The 20500-nt window shown below is 71.8% G+C and carries 19 protein-coding genes and 1 tRNA gene; 10 read left to right on the top strand and 10 right to left on the bottom strand.

Translation table 11 applies throughout. The annotated features are described in order from the left end of the window. The first annotated feature begins 378 nt into the window (after positions 1 to 378). From IF99_RS0110015 to pknB, 6 genes are all read left to right on the top strand, one after another. Positions 379 to 1194: an FhaA domain-containing protein gene (locus IF99_RS0110015; RefSeq protein ID WP_030996035.1), complete on the top strand. Its 816-nt coding sequence runs from the start codon at positions 379 to 381 to the stop codon at positions 1192 to 1194. A gap of 10 nt (positions 1195 to 1204) precedes the next feature. Then, positions 1205 to 1726, top strand: coding sequence for an FHA domain-containing protein FhaB/FipA (locus IF99_RS0110020; RefSeq protein WP_030996036.1), 522 nt, complete (start codon positions 1205 to 1207; stop codon positions 1724 to 1726). A 160-nt stretch (positions 1727 to 1886) separates the two neighbouring features. Then, positions 1887 to 3416, top strand: a complete 1530-nt coding sequence (locus IF99_RS0110025; protein ID WP_030996037.1) for a PP2C family protein-serine/threonine phosphatase — start codon at positions 1887 to 1889, stop codon at positions 3414 to 3416. Between the two features lie 25 nt (positions 3417 to 3441). Continuing rightward, the gene (locus IF99_RS0110030; RefSeq protein WP_030996038.1) at positions 3442 to 4866 is read left to right on the top strand and encodes an FtsW/RodA/SpoVE family cell cycle protein; all 1425 of its coding nucleotides are present in this window, start codon (positions 3442 to 3444) and stop codon (positions 4864 to 4866) included. Beyond that, complete coding sequence (locus IF99_RS0110035; RefSeq protein WP_030996039.1) at positions 4863 to 6314, top strand: peptidoglycan D,D-transpeptidase FtsI family protein; 1452 nt, start codon at positions 4863 to 4865, stop codon at positions 6312 to 6314. Before IF99_RS0110030 ends, IF99_RS0110035 begins: the two co-directional genes overlap by 4 nt. Before the next feature lie 237 nt (positions 6315 to 6551). Continuing rightward, positions 6552 to 8516, top strand: a complete 1965-nt coding sequence (gene pknB / locus IF99_RS0110040) for a Stk1 family PASTA domain-containing Ser/Thr kinase (RefSeq protein WP_030996040.1) — start codon at positions 6552 to 6554, stop codon at positions 8514 to 8516. A gap of 134 nt (positions 8517 to 8650) precedes the next feature. Here the strand turns inward: pknB and IF99_RS0110045 are convergent, their stop codons facing one another. The 5 genes from IF99_RS0110045 to IF99_RS0110065 form a co-directional block, all read right to left on the bottom strand. Further along, positions 8651 to 9403 carry a class E sortase gene (locus IF99_RS0110045; protein ID WP_030996041.1) on the bottom strand — a complete coding sequence of 251 codons (753 nt, stop codon included), beginning with the start codon at positions 9401 to 9403 and terminating at the stop codon, positions 8651 to 8653. A gap of 32 nt (positions 9404 to 9435) precedes the next feature. Then, positions 9436 to 10710 carry a class E sortase gene (locus tag IF99_RS0110050; protein WP_030996042.1) on the bottom strand — a complete coding sequence of 425 codons (1275 nt, stop codon included), beginning with the start codon at positions 10708 to 10710 and terminating at the stop codon, positions 9436 to 9438. Next, positions 10707 to 11372 carry an aminodeoxychorismate/anthranilate synthase component II gene (locus IF99_RS0110055; protein WP_030996043.1) on the bottom strand — a complete coding sequence of 222 codons (666 nt, stop codon included), beginning with the start codon at positions 11370 to 11372 and terminating at the stop codon, positions 10707 to 10709. Before IF99_RS0110055 ends, IF99_RS0110050 begins: the two co-directional genes overlap by 4 nt. Beyond that, positions 11369 to 11545, bottom strand: a complete 177-nt coding sequence (locus IF99_RS34290) for a hypothetical protein (RefSeq protein ID WP_030996044.1) — start codon at positions 11543 to 11545, stop codon at positions 11369 to 11371. Before IF99_RS34290 ends, IF99_RS0110055 begins: the two co-directional genes overlap by 4 nt. Positions 11546 to 11848: 303 nt before the next feature. Beyond that, on the bottom strand, positions 11849 to 12631 hold the full coding sequence (locus IF99_RS0110065) for a DUF881 domain-containing protein (RefSeq protein WP_030996045.1): 783 nt from the start codon (positions 12629 to 12631) through the stop codon (positions 11849 to 11851). 159 nt (positions 12632 to 12790) lie between these two features. Between IF99_RS0110065 and crgA the strand changes: the two genes are divergently transcribed. Next, positions 12791 to 13051 carry a cell division protein CrgA gene (gene crgA / locus IF99_RS0110070; RefSeq protein WP_030996046.1) on the top strand — a complete coding sequence of 87 codons (261 nt, stop codon included), beginning with the start codon at positions 12791 to 12793 and terminating at the stop codon, positions 13049 to 13051. A gap of 437 nt (positions 13052 to 13488) precedes the next feature. Here the strand turns inward: crgA and IF99_RS0110075 are convergent, their stop codons facing one another. Both IF99_RS0110075 and IF99_RS0110080 read right to left on the bottom strand, forming a co-directional pair. Then, positions 13489 to 14532 (bottom strand): rhomboid family intramembrane serine protease, encoded by a 1044-nt coding sequence (locus IF99_RS0110075; RefSeq protein ID WP_030996048.1) that lies wholly within the window; start codon positions 14530 to 14532, stop codon positions 13489 to 13491. 222 nt (positions 14533 to 14754) lie between these two features. After that, complete coding sequence (locus tag IF99_RS0110080) at positions 14755 to 15282, bottom strand: peptidylprolyl isomerase (RefSeq protein ID WP_030996049.1); 528 nt, start codon at positions 15280 to 15282, stop codon at positions 14755 to 14757. 253 nt (positions 15283 to 15535) lie between these two features. On the opposite strand from IF99_RS0110080, the gene IF99_RS0110085 reads away from it, so the two are divergent. Next, positions 15536 to 16222: a DUF5324 family protein gene (locus IF99_RS0110085; protein ID WP_030996050.1), complete on the top strand. Its 687-nt coding sequence runs from the start codon at positions 15536 to 15538 to the stop codon at positions 16220 to 16222. Positions 16223 to 16480: 258 nt separating this feature from the next. Here IF99_RS0110085 and IF99_RS0110090 read toward each other — a convergent pair whose 3' ends face one another. Both IF99_RS0110090 and IF99_RS0110095 read right to left on the bottom strand, forming a co-directional pair. Next, complete coding sequence (locus tag IF99_RS0110090; protein WP_030996051.1) at positions 16481 to 16747, bottom strand: hypothetical protein; 267 nt, start codon at positions 16745 to 16747, stop codon at positions 16481 to 16483. Between the two features lie 171 nt (positions 16748 to 16918). Then, positions 16919 to 16991: transfer RNA gene (locus IF99_RS0110095), tRNA-Ala, on the bottom strand. A 253-nt stretch (positions 16992 to 17244) separates the two neighbouring features. On the opposite strand from IF99_RS0110095, the gene IF99_RS0110100 reads away from it, so the two are divergent. Together IF99_RS0110100 and IF99_RS0110105 are read left to right on the top strand one after the other, a co-directional pair. Further along, positions 17245 to 17922 carry a helix-turn-helix domain-containing protein gene (locus IF99_RS0110100; RefSeq protein WP_030996052.1) on the top strand — a complete coding sequence of 226 codons (678 nt, stop codon included), beginning with the start codon at positions 17245 to 17247 and terminating at the stop codon, positions 17920 to 17922. 8 nt (positions 17923 to 17930) lie between these two features. Continuing rightward, the gene (locus tag IF99_RS0110105; RefSeq protein WP_030996053.1) at positions 17931 to 19103 is read left to right on the top strand and encodes a serine/threonine-protein kinase; all 1173 of its coding nucleotides are present in this window, start codon (positions 17931 to 17933) and stop codon (positions 19101 to 19103) included. A gap of 7 nt (positions 19104 to 19110) precedes the next feature. Here the strand turns inward: IF99_RS0110105 and IF99_RS0110110 are convergent, their stop codons facing one another. Then, positions 19111 to 20427, bottom strand: coding sequence for a hypothetical protein (locus tag IF99_RS0110110; RefSeq protein ID WP_030996054.1), 1317 nt, complete (start codon positions 20425 to 20427; stop codon positions 19111 to 19113). Positions 20428 to 20500 lie beyond the last annotated feature (73 nt).

Consider the following 20500-nt stretch of genomic DNA (forward strand, 5'->3'; position numbering starts at 1 on the left):
GCCCCGCCCGGAGCGCCCCCCATCCGCCCCCTTCGCTCCCCCTGTCACCCCCGTCCCGACCCCGCCCCCGCGCAGCTCGGGGCCGAGGTGGGGGACACTGGGCGGTGAGCGGCTTTACGATCCCTGTTCGAGAGGACGGGGGCGGAAGCGGCTCACGGACCAACACCGCGTATCTGTACCGGATTCGGCGCACTCGCGGCACTGTCGGCGGGTACGTCTTGTGAGGGGCGACACTCGTGGCCGGAGGCGACATGGGGAACCACCTGTTTTCCCCGCGCGTGGATACGATCAGTAAGCAGTACCAGTAGCGGTACGCAGGAAGTACAGAACGCGGTACAGACGCAGTACAGCGACGAGCACGGCTTGGGAGGTGCCCTCATGGGAGTCATGAAACGGTTCGAGCAGCGCCTCGAAGGTCTGGTCAACGGCACCTTCGCCAAGGTCTTCAAGTCCGAGGTGCAGCCCGTCGAGATCGCCGGAGCGCTTCAGCGCGAGTGCGACAACAACGCGACGATCTGGAACCGGGACCGGACGGTCGTGCCCAATGACTTCATCGTCGAGCTGAGCGCCCCCGACTTCGAGCGCCTCAGCCCGTACTCCGGGCAGCTCGGCGACGAGCTGGCGGGCATGGTGCGCGACTACGCCCAGCAGCAGCGGTACACCTTCATGGGCCCCATCAAGGTCCACCTGGAGCGCGCCGAGGACCTCGACACCGGCCTCTACCGCGTCCGCAGCCGCACGCTCGCCTCCAGCACCAGCGCCGAGCCGCAGCACCAGCCGCCCGCCGCGCCGCCCGGCTACGGCTACCCGCCCCGCCCCGTGAGCGCACCGCCGATGCCCCAGGGCCCGCCTCCCGGCCAGCCCCACGCCCAGCCCGTGCGCCCCGCGCCCGGCGGCTTCGGCGGGCAGGACCGGATCAGACGCTGGGTCGAGATCAACAACAACCGCCACCAGATCACCCGCTCGACGCTGGTGCTCGGCCGCAGCACCGAAGCCGATGTGCGGATCGACGACCCCGGCGTCTCGCGCCGGCACTGCGAGATCCGGACCGGAACGCCCTCGACGATCCAGGATCTCGGGTCCACCAACGGCATCGTGGTGGACGGGCAGCACACCACCCGCGCTACGCTCCGCGACGGCTCGCGGATCGTCGTGGGCAACACGACCATTATTTTCCGGCAAGCCGAAGGGTGAAGCGGGGGCAATGTCAGAGCTGACCCTGACGGTCATGCGGCTGGGTTTCCTGGCTGTTCTGTGGCTGTTCGTCATCGTGGCCGTCCAGGTCATCCGCAGCGACCTGTTCGGTACGCGTGTCACCCAGCGCGGTTCGCAGCGCCGGGCCCAGCGCGGGGGTGGCGACGGGGGCAGGGCACGCGCCGCCGGCAGTCCCCCGCCGCAGCGCCAGCAGCAGGGCGGCCGGCAGCGCAGGGGCGCGCCCACCAAGCTGGTCATCAGCGAGGGCAGTCTCACGGGCACGACGGTCGCCCTCCAGGGGCAGACCATCACGCTCGGCCGCGCGCACGATTCCACGATCGTCCTCGACGACGACTACGCCTCCAGCCGTCATGCCAGGATCTACCCCGATCGCGACGGGCAGTGGATCGTCGAGGACCTCGGTTCCACCAACGGCACCTACCTGGACCGCAACCGGCTCACCACGCCGGCCCCCGTCCCGCTGGGCGCGCCGATCCGCATCGGCAAGACCGTGATCGAGCTGCGGAAGTAGTACGACAAATGAGCGAGCGGAGCGAGCGAACCCCGGCGCACGTGAAGGCGTCCGCCGCGGCGGTCCCCGACGCGGAACCGACCGTGCTCCCGACCGGAGGGTGGGCAGTGTGGCTCGACAGGACCGGTTGTCCCCGGACCAGCCGAGAGGCGAGGTACGCATGAGTCTTTCGCTGCGTTTCGCCGCCGGCTCGCACAAGGGCATGATCCGTCAGGGCAACGAGGACTCCGGCTACGCCGGCCCCCGGCTGCTCGCCATCGCCGACGGCATGGGCGGCGCGGCGGCGGGCGAGGTCGCCAGCTCCGAGGTGATCTCCTCGCTCGTCGATCTCGACGACGAGATCCCCGGCTCCGACATCCTCACCTCGCTCGGCGTCGCCGTGCAGCGCGCCAACGAGCGCCTGCGCGTCATGGTCGACGAGGACCCCCAGCTCGACGGCATGGGCACGACGCTCACCGCGCTGCTCTGGACCGGCCAGCGCCTCGGCCTCGTCCACGTCGGCGACTCGCGCGCGTACCTCCTGCGCGACGGCGTCCTCACCCAGATCACCCAGGACCACACCTGGGTCGCGCGCCTCGTCGACGAGGGCCGGATCACCGAGGAAGAGGCCACGACGCACCCGCAGCGCTCGCTGCTCATGCGCAACCTCGGCAGCGCCGACCAGGTCGAACCCGATCTCTCCATCCGCGAGGTGCGTCCGGGCGACCGCTACCTGCTCTGCTCGGACGGGCTCTCCGGCGTCGTCAGCCACCAGACGATGGAGGAGACCCTCGCGAGCTACCAGGGCCCGCAGGAGACGGTCCAGGACCTCATCCAGCTCGCCCTGCGCGGCGGCGGCCCCGACAACGTGACGGTCATCGTCGCCGACGTCCTCGACGTCGACCACGCCGACACGATGTCCGTCGCCCTCAACGACACGCCCGTCGTCGTCGGCGCGGTCGCCGAGACCCAGCACCCGTCCCACGACGACGGCGCGATGCAGACCCCGGCCGGTCGCGCCTCGGGCCTCGGCCGCCAGGCGCAGGCTTCCGCGGGCTCCGGCGGGGGGGCCTCGTACTCCTCCGACGACTGGGACGAGGACGGCGACTACGGGAAACCGCGCGGCGACAGGCGCTGGCTGAAGCGGAGCCTGTGGACCGTCGTCGCGCTCGCCGTGATCGGCGGCGGCCTCTACGGCGGCTACCGCTGGACCCAGAACCAGTACTACGTGGGCGTCGAGGACGACCACGTCGCCCTCTACCAGGGCATCAGCCAGGACCTCGCCTGGGTCGACCTCTCGAAGGTCGCCCGCTCCCACCCCGAGATCGAACTCAAGTACCTGCCGCCCTACCAGAAGAAGCAGGTCGAGAGCACGATCACGGAGTCCTCGCGCGCCGAGGCCCAGAAGAAGATCGAGGAGCTGAACACCCAGGCCGGCGCCTGCAAGAAGGACGCCGAGCGCCGCAAGGCAGCCGCCAGGGCCCAGGCCGAGAAGGAGGCCAGGGACAAGCGCGCGAAGGAGCAGCGGGACAAGGAGCGGCAGGACAGCGCGGGGACCCCGCAGGGCGTCACCCCGGGCACCACGCCCGGTGGCACGAGCACCGCGAACCCCGTCGCCTGGCACGCCACCAAGACCGCAGCAAGCCCGTCGCCCGGCCCCAGCCTCTCGGAGGAAGAGCAGAAGCTGGTCCCGCTGTGCGGAAAGCAGTAAGCGCCACAGGGGGCCGGATCACACCATGAGCAGCAGTACGACACAGACCTCGACCATCGGTTCCATCGGCGCGCCCAGCCGCCGCAACACCGAACTCGCCCTTCTCGTCTTCGCCGTCGTCGTCCCGGTCTTCGCCTACGCGAACGTCGGGCTCGCGATCGACGGCTCGCTCCCGGCGGGCCTGCTCGGGTACGGGGTCGGGCTCGGCCTCCTCGCGGGCGTGGCGCACCTCGTGATGCGCCGCTTCGCCCGGTACGCCGATCCACTGCTCCTGCCGCTCGCGACGCTGCTCAACGGGCTGGGGCTGGTGATCATCTGGCGGCTCGACCAGTCCCCGCGCCTCCAGCAACTACCGACGTTCTCGCTCGCCGCGCCCAAGCAGCTCATGTACTCGGCGATCGGCATCGCGCTCTTCGTCGGCGTCCTCGCGCTGCTCAAGGACCACCGCATCCTCCAGCGGTACACGTACATCTCCATGGTCGGCGCGATCTTCCTGCTGCTCCTGCCGCTCGTGCCGGGGCTCGGCGTGAACGTCTTCGGCGCGAAGATCTGGATCCGCGTCGGCGGATTCCAGATCCAGCCGGGGGAGTTCGCGAAGATCGTCATCGCGGTCTTCTTCGCCGGGTACCTCATGGTGAAACGGGACGCGCTCGCCCTCGCGAGCCGCCGCGTCCTCGGCCTGTACCTGCCGCGCGGCCGTGACCTCGGCCCGATCATCGCCGTCTGGGTCGTGTCGATCCTCATCCTGATCTTCGAGACCGACCTCGGTACCTCGCTGCTCTTCTTCGGGATGTTCGTCGTCATGCTGTACGTGGCGACCGAGCGCACGAGCTGGATCATCTTCGGTCTGCTGATGTCGGCGGTCGGCGCGGTCGGTGTCGCCTCCTTTGAACCGCACGTACACAGCCGTGTACAGGCGTGGCTCGACCCGATGCGCGAGTTCTCGCTCAGTCAGAAGGGCGTGGGGGGCCACTCCGAGCAGGCCATGCAGGCGCTCTGGTCCTTCGGCTCCGGCGGCACCCTCGGCACCGGACTCGGCCAGGGCAACTCCGACCTCATCAAATTCGCCGCCAACTCAGACTTCATCCTCGCCACCTTCGGCGAGGAGCTGGGGCTCACGGGTCTCATGGCGATCCTGATCATCTACGGGCTCATCATCGAACGCGGCCTGCGCACCGCCCTCGCCGCCCGCGACCCCTTCGGCAAGCTGCTCGCGGCCGGCCTCTCCGGGGCCCTCGCGATCCAGGTCTTCGTCGTCGCCGGCGGTGTCATGGGCCTCATCCCGCTCACCGGTATGACGATGCCGTTCCTCGCATACGGCGGTTCTTCCGTCATCGCCAACTGGGCGCTCATCGCCATCCTGCTCCGTATCAGCGATACGGCCCGCAGGCCGGCCCCGGCACCCGCACAGAACTCCGATGCCGAGATGACGCAGGTGGTCCGCCCGTGAACAAGCCGCTCCGTCGCATCGCCATCTTCTGCGGGCTGCTCGTCCTGGCGCTGCTGCTCCGCGACAACTGGATCCAGTACGTCAAGGCCGACAGCCTCCAGAGCGATGAGGCCAATCCCCGCGTCACCATCGAGCGCTACGCCCAGCCGCGCGGCGACATCATCGCCGACGGCAAGCCGGTGACGGGCTCGAAGAACACCAACGGAGTCAGCTACAAGTACAAGCGCACCTGGAAGGACGGTCCCATGTGGGCGCCGGTCACCGGGTACTCCTCGCAGCTCATCGGCGCGACGCAGCTCGAAAACCTGAACGACGACATCCTCACCGGCAACGACGACCGGCTCTTCTTCCGCCGTACGCTCGACATGCTCACCGGCAAGAAGAAGCAGGGCGGCAACGTCGTCACGACGATCAACACAGCCGCCCAGAAGGCCGCGTTCGACGGGCTCGGTTCCCGCAAGGGCGCCGTGGCCGCGATCGACCCGTCCACGGGCGCGATCCTGGCGCTGGCCTCGACGCCCTCGTACGACCCCTCGTCCTTCGCGGGGATCTCGAACAAGGACGGCGAGACCTTCGCGAAGCTCGACAAGGACAAGGACAAGCCGCTCACGAACCGCGCGCTGCGCGAGACGTACCCGCCCGGTTCGACCTTCAAGGTCGTGACCGCGGCGGCGGCGCTGGAGAGCGGCAAGTACCAGCCGGACCAGAAGACGGACACGCCGCTGCCGTGGATCATGCCCGGCACGAAGACGCCGCTGAACAACGAGGGGAACATCCCCTGCAAGGACGCGACGCTGCGCAACGCGCTCAAGTACTCGTGCAACACCGTCTTCGGCAAGATCGGCGCGGACCTCGGGCAGGACACGATGCTGGAGGAGGCCGAGAAGTTCGGCTTCAACGCCAAGCACGACGTCCCGGTGCGCACCGCCGCCTCGAACTTCTCCAAGGACATGTCGCCCGACGGCGTCGCGCAGTCCTCGATCGGCCAGTTCAACACCGCGGCGACCCCGCTCCAGATGGCCATGGTCGCCTCGGCCGTCGCCAATGACGGCAAGCTCATGAAGCCGTACATGGTGAGCGAGCTCCAGTCGCCGAGCCTCGACACGATCGAGAAGACCGAGCCGAAGGAGATGAGCCGCCCGCTGTCGGCGGAGAACGCGCAGAAGCTCCAGTCGATGATGGAGACCGTCGTCAACGAGGGCACGGGAACCAACGCGAAGATCCCCGGCGTCACCGTGGGCGGCAAGACCGGTACGGCGCAGCACGGTGTCGCGAACAGCGAGCTGCCCTACGCCTGGTTCGTCAGCTACGCCAAGACCGGCGAGGGCTCCCCCGTCGCCGTCGCCGTCGTGGTCGAGGACGGCGCCGCGGGGCGCGACGACATCTCCGGTGGCGGTCTCGCCGCGCCGATCGCCAAGGCGGTCATGGAGGCGGTCGTCAAGAAGTGACCCCCCGCGTGCCCCGGAAGCGGGGTCCCGGCGGTGCGAGAGGTGACCGGAATCGCCCCTCCCGGGTGAAGCCGGTCACGGCCCCGCCGCATCCGCGCACGTGGCGGTACCGGTCCGGTATCAGCTTGCCGGTCCGGGCCGGGAGGCGTGGTACGGGGCGGGTACGGTAAGCCGGACAGCACACCGCCGGACCACACACGGGTGCGGTCGGGATCGACGGAGAGGGCTGGATCAGTTATGGAAGAGCCGCGTCGCCTCGGCGGCCGGTACGAGCTGGGCCACGTGCTCGGCCGCGGTGGCATGGCCGAGGTGTACCTCGCCCACGACACCCGTCTCGGCCGCACCGTCGCGGTCAAGACCCTGCGCGTCGATCTCGCCCGTGATCCCTCGTTCCAGGCCCGGTTCCGGCGGGAGGCCCAGTCCGCGGCCTCGCTCAACCACCCGGCGATCGTCGCGGTCTACGACACCGGCGAGGACTACGTCGACGGCGTCTCGATCCCGTACATCGTCATGGAGTACGTGGACGGCTCGACGCTGCGCGAACTCCTGCACTCGGGGCGCAAGCTGCTGCCCGAGCGCTCGATGGAGATGACCATCGGCATCCTCCAGGCGCTGGAGTACTCGCACCGCGCCGGGATCGTTCACCGCGACATCAAGCCCGCGAACGTCATGCTGACGCGCACCGGGCAGGTCAAGGTCATGGACTTCGGCATCGCCCGCGCGATGGGCGACTCCGGTATGACGATGACGCAGACCGCGGCCGTCATCGGCACCGCGCAGTACCTCTCCCCCGAGCAGGCCCAGGGCGAGACGGTCGACGCGCGCTCCGACCTGTACTCGACGGGCTGCCTGCTCTACGAACTCCTCACCGTGCGGCCCCCGTTCATCGGTGACTCACCCGTCGCGGTCGCCTACCAGCACGTACGCGAGGAGCCGCAGCCGCCGAGCGTCTTCGACCCCGAGATCACGCCCGACATGGACGCGATCGTGCTCAAGGCGCTCGTGAAGGACCCGGACTACCGCTACCAGTCCGCCGACGACATGCGCGCCGACATCGAGGCGCTCCTCGAAGGCCGCCCGGTCGCCGCGAGCGCCGCGATGGGCATGGCGGGCGCGGGCGGCGGCTACGGCTACGGCGGCGACCAGCCGACGCAGGCCTTCAACGGGCAGAACGGCGCGGGCCCCACCTCCATGCTGCCCCCGGTCAACCCGGACGACGGCGGCTACGGCTACGGCGAGGAGCCGCGCGGACGGCGGCGGCAGGCGCCACCGAAGAAGAACCACACCTCGACGATCCTCCTCGTCGTCGCCGGCGTCCTCGTCCTCGTGGGCGCGATCCTCATCGGCAGCAAGTTCATGGGCGGCGACGACAAGGGCAGCGACAAGGTCACCGCGCCGAGCTACGTGGGCAAGACCTTCGCCGAGGCGAAGGTCATGGCGCAGAACAACGGCGACTTCGAGCTGAAGAAGGTCAGCGAGCCCTGCAAGGACCAGCCGGCGAAGAAGGTCTGCAAGCAGGACCCGGTCGCGGGCACCGAGGTCGACAAGGGCTCCACGATCACCCTGACCATCTCCACGGGCGCCCCCAAGGAGACCGTCCCCGACGTCACCGGGCTCACCTACGAGACGGCGCAGGCCAAGCTCCAGAAGCTCGGCTTCGAGGTGAAGCAGGAGACGAAGGAGTCGGAGCAGAAGGAGGGCGTGGTCATCGAGCAGAGCCCGAACGGTGACACCGACCTTCAGATCGGCAAGACGATCACGCTCACCGTTGCGCGCGCGAAGGAGATGGCCACGGTCCCGAGCGTCGTCAACCAGAGCTGCGACGACGCGACGGCCCAGCTGGAGAAGAGCAACCTCAAGGCGAACTGTGTCGAGAAGGAGAACGACACCGTTCCCGAGGGCACCGTCTTCGAGCAGAGCCTCGCCCCCAACACGCAGGCGGAGCCGGACTCCGTCGTGACCCTCTCGGTCGCCAAGAAGCCGGAGGAGCAGGAGCCCGAGAAGGTCAAGATCCCGGAGGACATCCGCATGAAGTCCCTCCAGGAGGTGCAGGGCATCCTCGGCGGCCTCGGGCTCCAGGTGAACGTCCAGCCGGGGATGCCGAACGACCCGGGCTCCAGGGTCATCAACTCCAACCCGGGACCGGGCTCGGAGGTCGACAAGGACACGCCCGTGACGGTCTACACGATGCCGGGCCGGTAGGGCCAGTACGCGTACGAGGAGGGGCGCCCCCGCAGCGGGGGCGCCCCTCTTCCTGTGCGCTGCGCCCTCAGGGGCGTTCCGTCCTGGGGGGCGTTCCGTCTTCGTGAGCGGCTTCTTCGGCCTCGCGCGGTCCGCTAGCGCAGTTCCTTGGGAAGCGTCCGCTTCGCGTCGACCGGGTCGACCCGTTCGAGCTTGCCCCACACGATGTACCGGTAGTTCGACGTGTAGACAGGCGTGCACGTCGTGAGCGTGATGTACCTGCCCGGCTTCTTCACACCCGCCTTCTCCGGCACCTGGTCGAGCACCTCGACGTCGTACTTCGAGGTCTGCGGGAGGATCGCGAAGACGCGGTAGACGTACCAGCGGTCCTTCGACTCGAAGACGATCGGGTCGCCCTTGTCGAGCTTGTCGATGTTGTGGAACTTGGCGCCGTGCCCGTCGCGGTGCGCGGCGAGCGTGAAGTTCCCCTTCTCGTCCTGCGGCAGCGCGGACTTGACCGGGTCGGTGTAGTAACCGGCCACGCCGTCGTTGAGGATGTCCGTCGCGGTGCCCTTCTTGACCAGCACCTCGCCGTTCTTCATCGCCGGTACGTGCAGGAAGCCGATGCCGCTCTTCGCGTCGAAGGCCCTGGAACCCTGCTTCGGCTGCCGCGCCCAGTGGTCGCGCACGCGGTCGCCCTGCCGGCCCGCCTCGCGGTCGGCGACGACGTTGGTCCACCACAGCGAGTAGACGACGAAGAGGGCGAGGACGAGTCCGGTGGTGATCAGCAGCTCGCCGAGGAATCCGAGGAACCCGGCGGCCCTGCCGCGGCGCGGTCGCCCGGCGGATTCGGACGGTTCGGTCTCCGCGCCGTCCGCGGGCGCCGTCTCGTCCTTGGTTGCCGACACTCTGTACGCCCCGTTCCTCGGCCCGCGCTCGCTCACAGCAGCGCGTCGGGCTTGCCTTCGCCCCGCGGCCGTTCCTCGACCATCTTGCCCCAGACGATCATCCGGTACGTACTGGTGAATTCCGGCGTGCAGGTCGTCAGAGTGAGGTAGCGGCCCGGCTTCGTGAAGCCCGATCCGGCCGGTACGGGGTGCAGGACGGCGGTGTTCGCGGGCGAGGTCTGCGGGAGGATGCTCGTCATTCTGTACACGAAATACGTATCGCGGGTTTCTACGACGATGGGGTCACCCGGCTTGAGGCGATTGAGGTAACGGAAGGGCTCTCCGTGCGTGTTGCGGTGTCCAGCGAGCGCGAAGTTGCCGCTCTTCGCGGCGGGCATCGCCGTCTTGAGCGCGCCCTGCCCGTAGTGGCCGACCATCCCCTTGTCGAGGACCTTCGCCTTGCTGACGCCCTCGGCGATCGGGACGACGACGTCGAGCTTGGGGATCGTGAGGATCGCGAAGCCCTCGCCGGGCTGGAAGGCGCCGGGGCTGCGCTTGCCGTCGGCCCAGTCGTCCTGGAGCTGGTGCGCGGCGCCGTTCGCCTCGCGGTGCGCGCGCACGTTCGTCCACCACAGCTGGTACGCGACGAAGAGGAGCATCACGAGGCCGAGCGTGATGAAGCCCTCGCCGAGCGCCGCGCTGACGCGGGTCCCCGCACTCGGCCTGCGCGCCCGCTCCGCCCTGCGCGCCTCGACGCGCGAGAGGGGCCGCCCGTCCTGCGGCGGGCTGCCGACGGCACTCGCCGGGGCCGGGGCGGGGGCTCCGGGGGCGGTACGGCGATGCCCTCCGGCGCGGCGGCGTCCCTGGCCGGTACGGGACGCCCCGGCGGAGCCCGTCCCCCTGGCGCCCTTCGCGGCGGCGCGGCGGCGCGCGGCACGGCCCTCGCCGGGAGGCGGCCCGGGGACGGGCGGCACGGAGACGGGGGACCCGGGGGCGGGGGACCCGGAGGCCGGGGGCCGCGCGGGGACGGCCCCCCGCGCGTCCAGGAGGCTCGCCGGGAGCCGCAGGGCCATCGTGGAGTCGTCGTCAGGCCCCGGGGTCTCCCGACCCTCCGGAGCCCCGGCCTGCGGGGCTCCGGAGGCCGGGGCCCGCGAGACTTCGGAGGCCGGGGCCTGCGGGGACTCGGGGCTCGGGGCCGCCGCGGGGGCGGGAACGACGGGCGTTCCCATGACCGGTGTGCCCATGACCGGTGTGCCCATGACCGGCGTGTCCGTTAACGGCGCGCGCGGCTCGCGTCCCGTCTCGTGCTCGGGCCGCAGCGCGGTCACGCCGAGGCCCTGCCCACCACCGGCGCGAGTCCTGCCGAGCGGCCGACCGCGCCCGTGTCGCCGCAGGCGGCGAGCCAGTTGGCGAGCATGAGGTGGCCGTGCTCGGTGAGCACCGACTCGGGGTGGAACTGCACGCCCTCGACCGCGAGTTCGCGGTGGCGCACACCCATGATGATCCCGTCGCGGGTGCGCGCGGTGACCTCCAGGACTTCCGGCAGTCCGGTGGGCTCGGCGGAGAGCGAGTGGTAGCGCGTCGCGGTGAAGGGCGAGGGGAGCCCGGAGAAGACGCCACCGCCCTCGTGCAGCACCTCGGAGGTCCGCCCGTGGAGCAGTTCGGGGGCCCGGCCCACGACGCCCCCGTAGGCGACGACCATCGACTGCATCCCGAGGCAGACCCCGAAGACGGGCAGGCCCGTGTCCCCGCAGTGCCGCACCATCTCGACGCACACCCCGGCCTCCTCGGGGGTGCCGGGGCCCGGGGACAGCAGGACGCCGTCGTAGCGGGCCGGATCGGCGTCGGCGGTGCTCACCTCGTCGTTGCGCAGCACCTCGCACACGGCACCGAGCTGGTGGAGGTACTGGACGATGTTGAAGACGAAGCTGTCGTAGTTGTCGACGACGAGCACCCGGCTCGCGGTACGGGCGGGGGCCTCGGTGGTCATCGCACTGCTCGCATTCCCTGGTCGACGGTGACGTCGTTGAAGGGGAGCAGCGGCTCCGCCCACGGGAAGACGTACTGGAAGAGGAGGAAGACCACGGCGAGGGCGAGGACGAGCGAGAGAAGCGCCTTGATCCACGTGTTTCCCGGCAGATGCCGCCAGATCCACCCGTACATGTGCCGTGCCGTCCCTGCTGTCGCTCTTGCCGTTGTGCCGTTCGCTGCCGTCACCCCGGCCTTCCCGAAGGCTCCGGGGGTGCGGCCCCAGCCTAAAGGGACGAGGGCCCGCCGCGTGGGCGTGCTGCGGAAAGCCTTGGTGCGGCGCGAGGTTGTTCTTTACCCTGCGGGACCTCGCCGGGACTCCGCGCGGCCTCGCGGGGGCTCCACGCCTCGCGCGGAGCCGGTGGACTCTTGCCGCGCTCCGCCCCACCTTGCGGTGCTGCGCCGGGCCTCATGGGGCCCGCGGAGGCCCGCGCGGCCTCAGTCCACCGGCTCCGCGTAGTGCAGGTCCACCGTGCCGGTGTACCCCGGCAGGGTCCTGGTGCCCTCGTCCTCGGCCTTCCAGCCGAGCCCGTAGGCGTTGACGTAGAGCATGTAGTTCTGGATCGCGGAGGACTCCGAAAGGGCCGTGCGCAGCTTGTCGGGGTCACCTACAGCGGTGATCTTGTAGGGCGGCGAGTAGACGCGGCCCTGGAGGATCAGGGTGTTGCCGACGCAGCGCACCGCGCTCGTGGAGATGAGCCGCTGCCCCATGACCTCGATGCCGCGCGCCCCGCCCTGCCACAGCGCGTTGACGACCGCCTGGAGGTCCTGCTGGTGGATGACGAGGTCGTTGGGCTGCGGCTCCGGGTAGCCGGGGAGCTTGGGCCCGGCGTCGGGGGGCGCGTCCTGGAGCGTGACGGAGACGGCCTGGCCGCGCACGGGCCGCGTGCCGGCGCGGTCCTCGATCCCGGTCAGCCGCTTGTCCTCGGCCTCGCTGCGCCCGTCGTCGCGGGCGGCGAGCGATTCGACGTGGCGGCGCAGCGCGGTGTTCTCGCGCTCGGCGTCGCCGTTCTTGTCGCTGCGCTCCTTGATGAGGTCGGAGAGCTTGAGGAGCGAGGCGTCGGTACGGATGTTGGTGCCGCGCGCGGTGTGGAAACTCGTGAAGAAGATCAGCCCGGCGAGGGCGAAGACCGCGAGGGTGAGGATTCTCGCGGGGCGGAAGCGGAACCCGTGGCCTGCGGGGCTGGATCGCTTCGGGGGGGAGTCGGCAGAATTGCTCAACGTACCCTGATCTCCTTCGGCGCCGTGGAAGCACTACGCTAACGGACGCCCGGAGGGTCCCGGGGTCCGCCCGAGCGCCCGAAGAGCGCCCGCCCCGTTCCTTGCGGCCGGCCTCGTACGGCTCCGCACCGAACAGCGCATCGACAGGAGAGCCCCCTCGTGCCGAAGTCCCGTATCCGCAAGAAGGCCGACTACACGCCGCCGCCCGCCGCGAAGCAGCAGGCGACGACGGTCAAGCTCAGCAACGGAAGCTGGGTCGCCCCGCTGATGCTGGCGATGTTCGCCCTCGGGCTCGCCTGGATCGTCGTCTTCTATGTGACGGACGGCAGTCTGCCGATCGACTCGCTCGACAACTGGAACATCCTCGTCGGCTTCGGCTTCATCGCCGCGGGCTTCGGCGTATCGACCCGCTGGAAGTAGCGCGCGAGCCGTACCGGCCGGGGTCCTGGTCCACCGGGACTCCGGCCTTCGGCGTGCCCGCGCACAGGGCCGTGCACAAGCCCTGCCCTGAGTTATCCACAGCGCTATCCACACTGGGGAAAAGTTCAGACGATCTGTGGATAACTCTCAGAGGGTTGACGCCGGTATGACCGCGAAGGGCATGCCGGAACCCCTCCCGCGTGCACGTTCGAACGCGGCTCGACAGAAAAAGCTCCTCACGAACCCGCAGGTCAGGGCCAGTACGGTGCCCCACACCCTCCAGCCCCTCCTCCGAACGCACACCTCGCGACACCGCCCGTGTACGAGCTGTGGACAACTGGGCTCGAACATTCGAACACCTGTGCATAAGCGGGGAGCGGTGGCCCTCGATGGCTCGCTCCGGTGAGCGAGCCGCTCAGAGGCCGGGGCAGGTCAGCTCACGTCAGGGCGGCGGTACGGACGAGCACGCAGACGACGAGCGCGACGAGGACGACGGCGCACGTCCCCCACTGCACGAGCGCGCGGTGCCGGCGGGGCGCGTAGACGAGTCCGGCGGCGACGAGCACGCCGACGACGAGGCCACCGATGTGGGCCTGCCAGGAGATGTTGCTCCAGCCGAAGGTGATGATCAGGTTGATCACGAGCAGCGCGACGAAGGGCCGGACATCGGCCCGGACGCGCAGCACGAGGATGCCGGTCGCGCCGAAGAGGCCGAAGATCGCGCCGGAGGCACCGAGGGAGGCGGTGTTGGGGGCCGCGAAGAGGTAGCAGGCCACGCTGCCGCCCACGGCGGCGAGGAGATAGAGGGTGAGGAAGCGCGCGCGCCCCAGCATCGACTCGATGGCCGGGCCGAGGAACCACAGGCTCAGCATGTTGACCGCGATGTGCCAGATCTGCTGGTGCAGGAAGGCGGCGGTGAGCAGCCGGTACCACTCGCCCTCCGCGACCCCGACGAGGTGGTCGGCGCCGTAGTAGGGAAGCGCCCGCCCGATCATCTCCAGGTTTTCGAGCAGCCGCTGCTGATCGGGGACGGCCTGCACGAGCAGGAAGACCGCGAGGTTGAGCGCGATCAGGATCTTGGTGACCAGCCGGGGATCGCCCTGCACGACTCCGCCCGCGAGGGTCCGCGGCCGGGCGTCCCCGCGCGGAGCACCGCCCGCGCCGCCACCCCGCTGCCACGGCCGCGACACCCGCGCCGCCGCGCTCGCCCCGCCGGGCGCGCCCGCCGGGACCGGCACGGGGCCGCCGCCCTGCCGTACGCAGTCGGGGCACTGGAAGCCGACCGAGGCGCTGATCATGCAGTCCGTGCAGATGGGCCGCTTGCAGCGGGTGCAGCTGATGCCCGTCTCCCGCCCCGGGTGGCGGTAGCACGAGGGGGCCGCCGCCTCCGGGCCGCCCGGTCCGGCCGCTCCGGGGCCGCCCGGTCCCGTCGGCTCCCCGCCCGGCACACCGGCGCTGCCGGGCTGGTCCTTCGGGTCCATGGGGCTCCTCCCTGAGCCGAGTGCGCCACCGCCGCTCGGCGGGGTCGGGACGTGGGCACGCCCCGTCCCCCTTGACGGATGGACGGGGCGTTTTGTTCCCGCGCGGCTCGGCTCCCGCTGGGCGGGCCGGGGAGCCCGTGGCGGGGAGACCCGGCTCCGGGAATCCCCGCGCGACTCACTGCGGCCCCGCGGGACCCCGCGCGGGAAACGCGCGAGAGCGCCTCAGCGGCTCTCGATCACCACCTGCTCGATGACGGCGTCCTTGAGCGGACGGTCGGTGCGCGGGTTGGTGGCGGTGCCGGCGATCGCGTCGACGACCTTCTGGCTCGCCTCGTCCTCGACCGCGCCGAAGATCGTGTGCTTGTTGTTCAGCCAGTCCGGCTTGCTCACGGTGATGAAGAACTGCGAGCCGTTGGTGCCGGGGCCCGCGTTCGCCATCGCGAGCAGGTACTCGCGGTCGAAGCGCAGGTCGGGGTGGAACTCGTCGGCGAACTGGTAGCCGGGGCCGCCGGTGCCGTTGCCGAGCGGGTCGCCGCCCTGGATCATGAAGTTCTGGATCACGCGGTGGAAGATCGTGCCGTCGTAGAGCGGCGCGTTGGTCTTCTCGCCGGTCGCCGGGTTGACCCACTCGCGCTCGCCCTTGGCCAGCTCGACGAAGTTCGCGACCGTCTTCGGGGCGTGGTCCGGCAGCAGCCGGACCTGGATGTCGCCGAAGGTGGTCTTGAGGGTGGCGTAAAGCTGCTCAGCCACGATGTGCCTTCCGTTGTCCTTGAAGCTCTCGCCCCGATCCTCGCACGGACGGCCCCGGGAGCCACGCCCCGTCGAACCCCTGTACGAGAACGAGTGCGGCCTCGCGCCCCGCCCGGCCCCGCCTCCGGTCCCGCCCCGCGCCCCGGCTGACCCGGATGGCCCGCCACTTGGCCCCCGTACGGCGATCCGGCGGGCATGATCGCGCCGGGGGTGGAAAGGTGAAATACCGTACGCCACCGAGGAGGAGGAACCCGTGACACGCATCGACAGCGTGCGCGCCGCGACGGGCTCGGCGAGGGAGAGCGTGCTGCACGCCGCGGAAGCGGTTGCTCCCTACGCCGACACCGCCCGCGAGCGCGCCGCGCTCTACGCCGGCGAGGCCCGTTCCCGGCTCGCGCCGAAGGTCGCCCAGGCCGCCGACCAGGCCAAGGTGCAGTACGACGCCTACCTGGCCCCGCGCCTGGAGCAGGCCCGTACCCACATCCCGCCGCGCGTCGACGAAGCGGCCCAGCAGGCCGCGGTCCAGGCCCGCAAGGCCGCCAAGCAGACCCGCAAGGCGGCCCACCAGGCCGCCGACTACTCCCGCCCGCGCATCGAGCAGGCCCGCGCCGCCGCGACCCCGGTCGCGGAGGAGGCGAGCGCGCGCAGCGCGGCGGCACTCGCCGCACTGCGCGGCCAGGTCTCGCCGAAGGACGTGCAGAAGCTCGTCAAGAAGAACCAGCGCCGCCGCGGCGGTGGCTTCGTCAAGGGCCTCGCCGTCGTCACCCTGCTCGCGGGCGGTGCCTACGCCGCCTGGAAGTGGTGGGACAAGCAGGCGAACCCGGACTGGCTCGTCGAGCCCCCGGCCCCCACCGAGGTCCCGGAGAGCGGCGGCCACCTCAGCGCGGTCGACGGCACCTCCGACGCCGAGTCCCCGTCGAGCGCCGAGCACAAGGGCTGAGCCACCGGCCCTCCCGCACGCGTACGCCCCCGGACGGAGCCTTTCCGCCCGGGGGCTTTGCACGCCCCGGGCCGGGCGGCGTTCCCTGGACCAGGGACAAGCCGTTGTCCTCGTGGGCCGAGGGCCGGTCGGCTCGCGCGATGTTCCACGTGGAACAGGGACCGAGCGGCCGAGCGATGTTCCACGTGGAACACGCGCCGACCGCCCTTCGCTGCCGGGAAACCGGGATGGCCCCGCGCCGCCGACCGCCCCGCCGCCTCAGGCCGGCAACTGGTCCACGTACCGCTTGGCCGTCACCAGCGAGACCCCGGGATGGGCCTCCCGTACCTCCTTGACGGCGGCGACCTTCCCCCGCTTCCGCGCGACCTCCCGCACCCGCCCCGCGTCCACCTGCCGCCGGAAGCCCTCGTAGGAGCCGTACCGCTCCTCGAAGACCCGCGCCCGCTTCCGTGCGCCCAGCCGGCTCACGAGCCCGGCCGCGAGCACCACGGCCATCCCGCCGTACAGCGCCGCCTCACCGATCATCGCTCTCCCCCCTTGTCCGTGTCCGGACCGCTTTCCCGGCTCCTCCCCCGGCTTCGCGCGGGCGAACCCGTCACTTGCCCGGGAGGGGAGCGCGGGGGAGGTGGAGTCGCCGTGGACTCCCGACACGAAAGAGCCCCCCTCGCGCGCGGCGAGGGGGGCTCCGACCTGCGGTGGACCCTAGGAGAGTCGAACTCCTGACATCCGCCATGCAAAGACGGCGCTCTACCAACTGAGCTAAGGGCCCTGGATGCCGTGCCACCGCCGGAAGCGACGCTGACACCTGCCACAGGATAGCGGTACACCCCCCGGCTTCCGCAAAAAGCGATGCGGACGGCCCCAGGAGGCGGCCTCGCGGGGCTGCCCTCGGCGGGGACCGCTCCGTAGGATGCGGTCAGGCACGTGGGGCCGGAGGGGGCCCGGGCAACCGGCCGCCGGCGCACGGCCGGTGGTTCGCCCGTACGAACCGCGCCTGTGGGGAAGCCAAGGGGAGACGCGCCATGGACGCAGCACACCGGGAAGCGACGGCGAGAGCGGCGACGGGGGAGAGCGCCCGGCTCCCGCAGCCCTCCACGGAGACCGCCCGCCTCCCGCAGGAGAACGCCCCGGAGACGGCCCGCCCGCACGAGGAGCGTGGCCGGAACCACGAAACCGCCGCGAAGTCGCGGGAGTTGCAGCGCGTCTGGTACGGCGAGCCGCTCGGCACGCTCTTCCGCCGCCTCATCGACGACCTCGGCCTCAACCAGGCCCGCCTCGCCGCGGTCCTCGGACTCTCCGCGCCGATGCTCTCGCAGCTCATGAGCGGCCAGCGCGCCAAGATCGGCAATCCGAGCGTCGTCCAGCGCGTCCAGCTCCTCCAGGAACTCGCGGCCCAGGTCGTCGACGGCAGCGTCCCCGCCGCCGAGGCCACCCTGCGGATGGACGAGATCCGCGCCTCGCGCGGCGGTTCCGTGCTCTCCACCGGACAGACCGGCTCGACGAGTGGCGGCGCCCCCACCGTGCGCCGCGTCGTCCGTGAGATGCAGGCCCTCCTGCGCTCGGTCGCCTCCGCCCAGGACATCGTCGCCGCCGCCGCGCTCATCGCCGACGACCACCCCGAACTCGCCGAGCTGCTCCGGGTGTACGGGGCCGGGCGCACCTCCGAAGCCATCGACCACTACGCCACGCACCAGGGCTGAGCGCCGCCATGGCCGAGACTTTCGCGGGCCGTTACGTCCTCGCCGACCCCATCGGTCGCGGCGGCGCCGGAGCCGTCTGGCGGGCCTGGGACCGACGGCGCCGCCGCTACGTGGCGGCGAAGGTGCTGCACCGCCGCGACGCGCACACGCTGCTGCGCTTCGTACGCGAACAGGCCCTGCGCATCGACCACCCGCACGTCCTCGCCCCGCGCAGCTGGGCCGCCGACGACGAGCAGGTCCTCTTCACGATGGACCTCGCACGCGGCGGCAGCGTCGAGCGCCTCGTCGGCGACTACGGGCCGCTGCCGCCCGCGTACGTGTGCGTCCTGCTCGACCAACTGCTCGCCGGGCTGGGCGCGGTGCACGCCGAGGGCGTCGTCCACCGCGACGTGAAACCGGCGAACCTCCTCCTCGAAGCGACCGGGACCGGCCCCCCGCACCTGTGGCTCTCCGACTTCGGCATCGCCGTGCACCGCGACGAGCCGCGGCTTACCGAACCTGACCACGTCGTCGGCACCCCCGGCTGGATCGCCCCCGAACAGCTCCTCGGCGCCGAACCGGACGTACCCGCCGACCTCTACGCCGCCGGGCTCGTCGCCATCCACCTCCTCACCGGCGGCCGCCCCGACGCGCAGGGCCTCGTCGCGGCCTACGCGCGCGGCGTCCCGCCCGCGCCGCGCGACGTCCCCGCGCCGCTGTGGGAGGTGCTCGGCCCGCTCCTCCACCCCGATCCGCAGCACCGTTTCCGCACCGCGACGGCCGTGCGCAAGGCCCTCGCCGAGGCCGCACGACTCCTTCCGGAGCCGACGGCAGACGAGGAGCCGATCGAGGTCTTCGACCAACTCGGCCCGCCGCCACCCGGTTTCACCGAGCGGGGCCCGCTCCCGCGCCCCTTCGACCCCGAGGTCCCGTACGAGCGGAGCACGCCGCCGTACGCGCGCGGGACGACGCCGCCGAGCTCGGCCTCGCTGCCGCACGCCGCCCCGACCACGACCGTGGCCCGCCCCGTTCCCCCGCCGCCCGCGCACCCGCCGGTCCCGGGGCCCGTGCCCCGGCGCGCGGAGCCCGCGGCGCGGCCACGGCCAGGCGGCGGGCCGCCTGCCAAGGTCGCGGTGCCCGTCCTGCTGCTCGCGCTCCTGTGCTTCGCCGTCGGCTTCTGGGCGCTCACCCAAGCCCCCTGATGTCGCGTCAGGCGGTACGCCGTCCCCGCAGCCGCCACACGCCGAGCCACCCCACCAGCGCGAGCCCCGCGGCGAAACTCCCGGCCGCGAGCCGGCGCATCCCCTCCCCGCCCGGCGCGGCGGCCCGCCGCTCCCCCCGGGGCCCGTTCCCCGCCGGGTCGTCCCCCACCTGGAAGATTCCCGGGTCCCCGGAGTAGGTGACCGCCTTGCCCGCGCGCCCCTCGTCCCGCACCGCGACCCGCAGGACGACCCCGAGCGGCTCGTCCCCGTAGGCCGCCGCGAGCTCCGGGCTCAGCGAGACCCGCACGACGTAGGTCCCGGGGAAGCGCAGCGTGCGCAGGCCGCCGCCCGCGTAGCGGTTGGCGAAGGAGACGGGGGCACCCGTGTCGAGGTGCGCCGATGCGGGCGTGCCCGCGTAGAAGGCCACGTCCGAGACGACCTCGGCCCGCACGGGGCTGTCGAGCGCGGCCCGCAGCGCCGAGGCGACGGTCTTCCCGCCCGAGCCGCCCGCCACGGCACTGCCCAGCTCGACCTCCACGGAGGCGCGCCGTCCCCAGTCGAGCGGCAGCGCGTAATAGCGGGTGGTACCAGGACGCAGCCGGTCGCGCCACGTCCCCGGGCCGATGCGCGCCCTGTCGCCCAGGTGGGCGGGCCCCTTGCCGCCCTCGCGCTCGCGCGGCGTCCCGCCGGGCGGCGCGGGCGGGGTGCTCGTGGCGCGCGGCGGCGCCGTGGCCGGGGGAGCGGTGCGCGGGGCGGGCTCGGTGAAGAGCCGCAGGTCGAGCGCCCAGGCGGCGACCGAGGGCGCCACCTCGTCCGTCCCGCGCCCGGTCGTGCGCTCCACGACGACGTAGTACGTGCCGGGCGCAGCGCACTGCCCGGTGAGCCGGGGCGTCTGCTCGACGACGGCGCTCATCGGCCGTGCCCACGGGGTGCCGGCCGCCTGCGCGTCCGCGCTGTCGCAGTACCCGCCCTCCGGGCTCCGCAGGGCGACCCGCACCCCGTCCCCGTAGGTCAGCCGCGTGCCCGCGGGCGGCACGGCGACGACGGAGGCGTAGGACTCGCCGCCGCCCGGGAGTTCGACGCGGTAGTACAGCGCCCCGTCGGAGGGCCGCACGCTGCTGCGGTACGGCGTCCCGCCCTCCAGGACGGGCGCCTCCGCGCTCGACGCGACACCCCGGACCGTGCGCGTGCCGGGAGCGAAGGCGTAGTCGCCGAAGGGGTCCCGCGCCGCCGGTGCGGGACCGGCCGCCGCGAGGACGAAGCCCAGCCCGAGCAACGCGCCCGTGCCCGCGCGCCACGCCGTCCGTATCCGCCTGCCCCGCATCCGCAGCCCCCTGTCCCCCGGGAGCCCGCGCCCCCACGCCCGGCCCATCCTGCCGCCCCGCACAGCCCGCTGT

The organism is Streptomyces sp. NRRL F-5630 (genome assembly GCF_000719475.1).
Classification (GTDB): domain Bacteria; phylum Actinomycetota; class Actinomycetes; order Streptomycetales; family Streptomycetaceae; genus Streptomyces.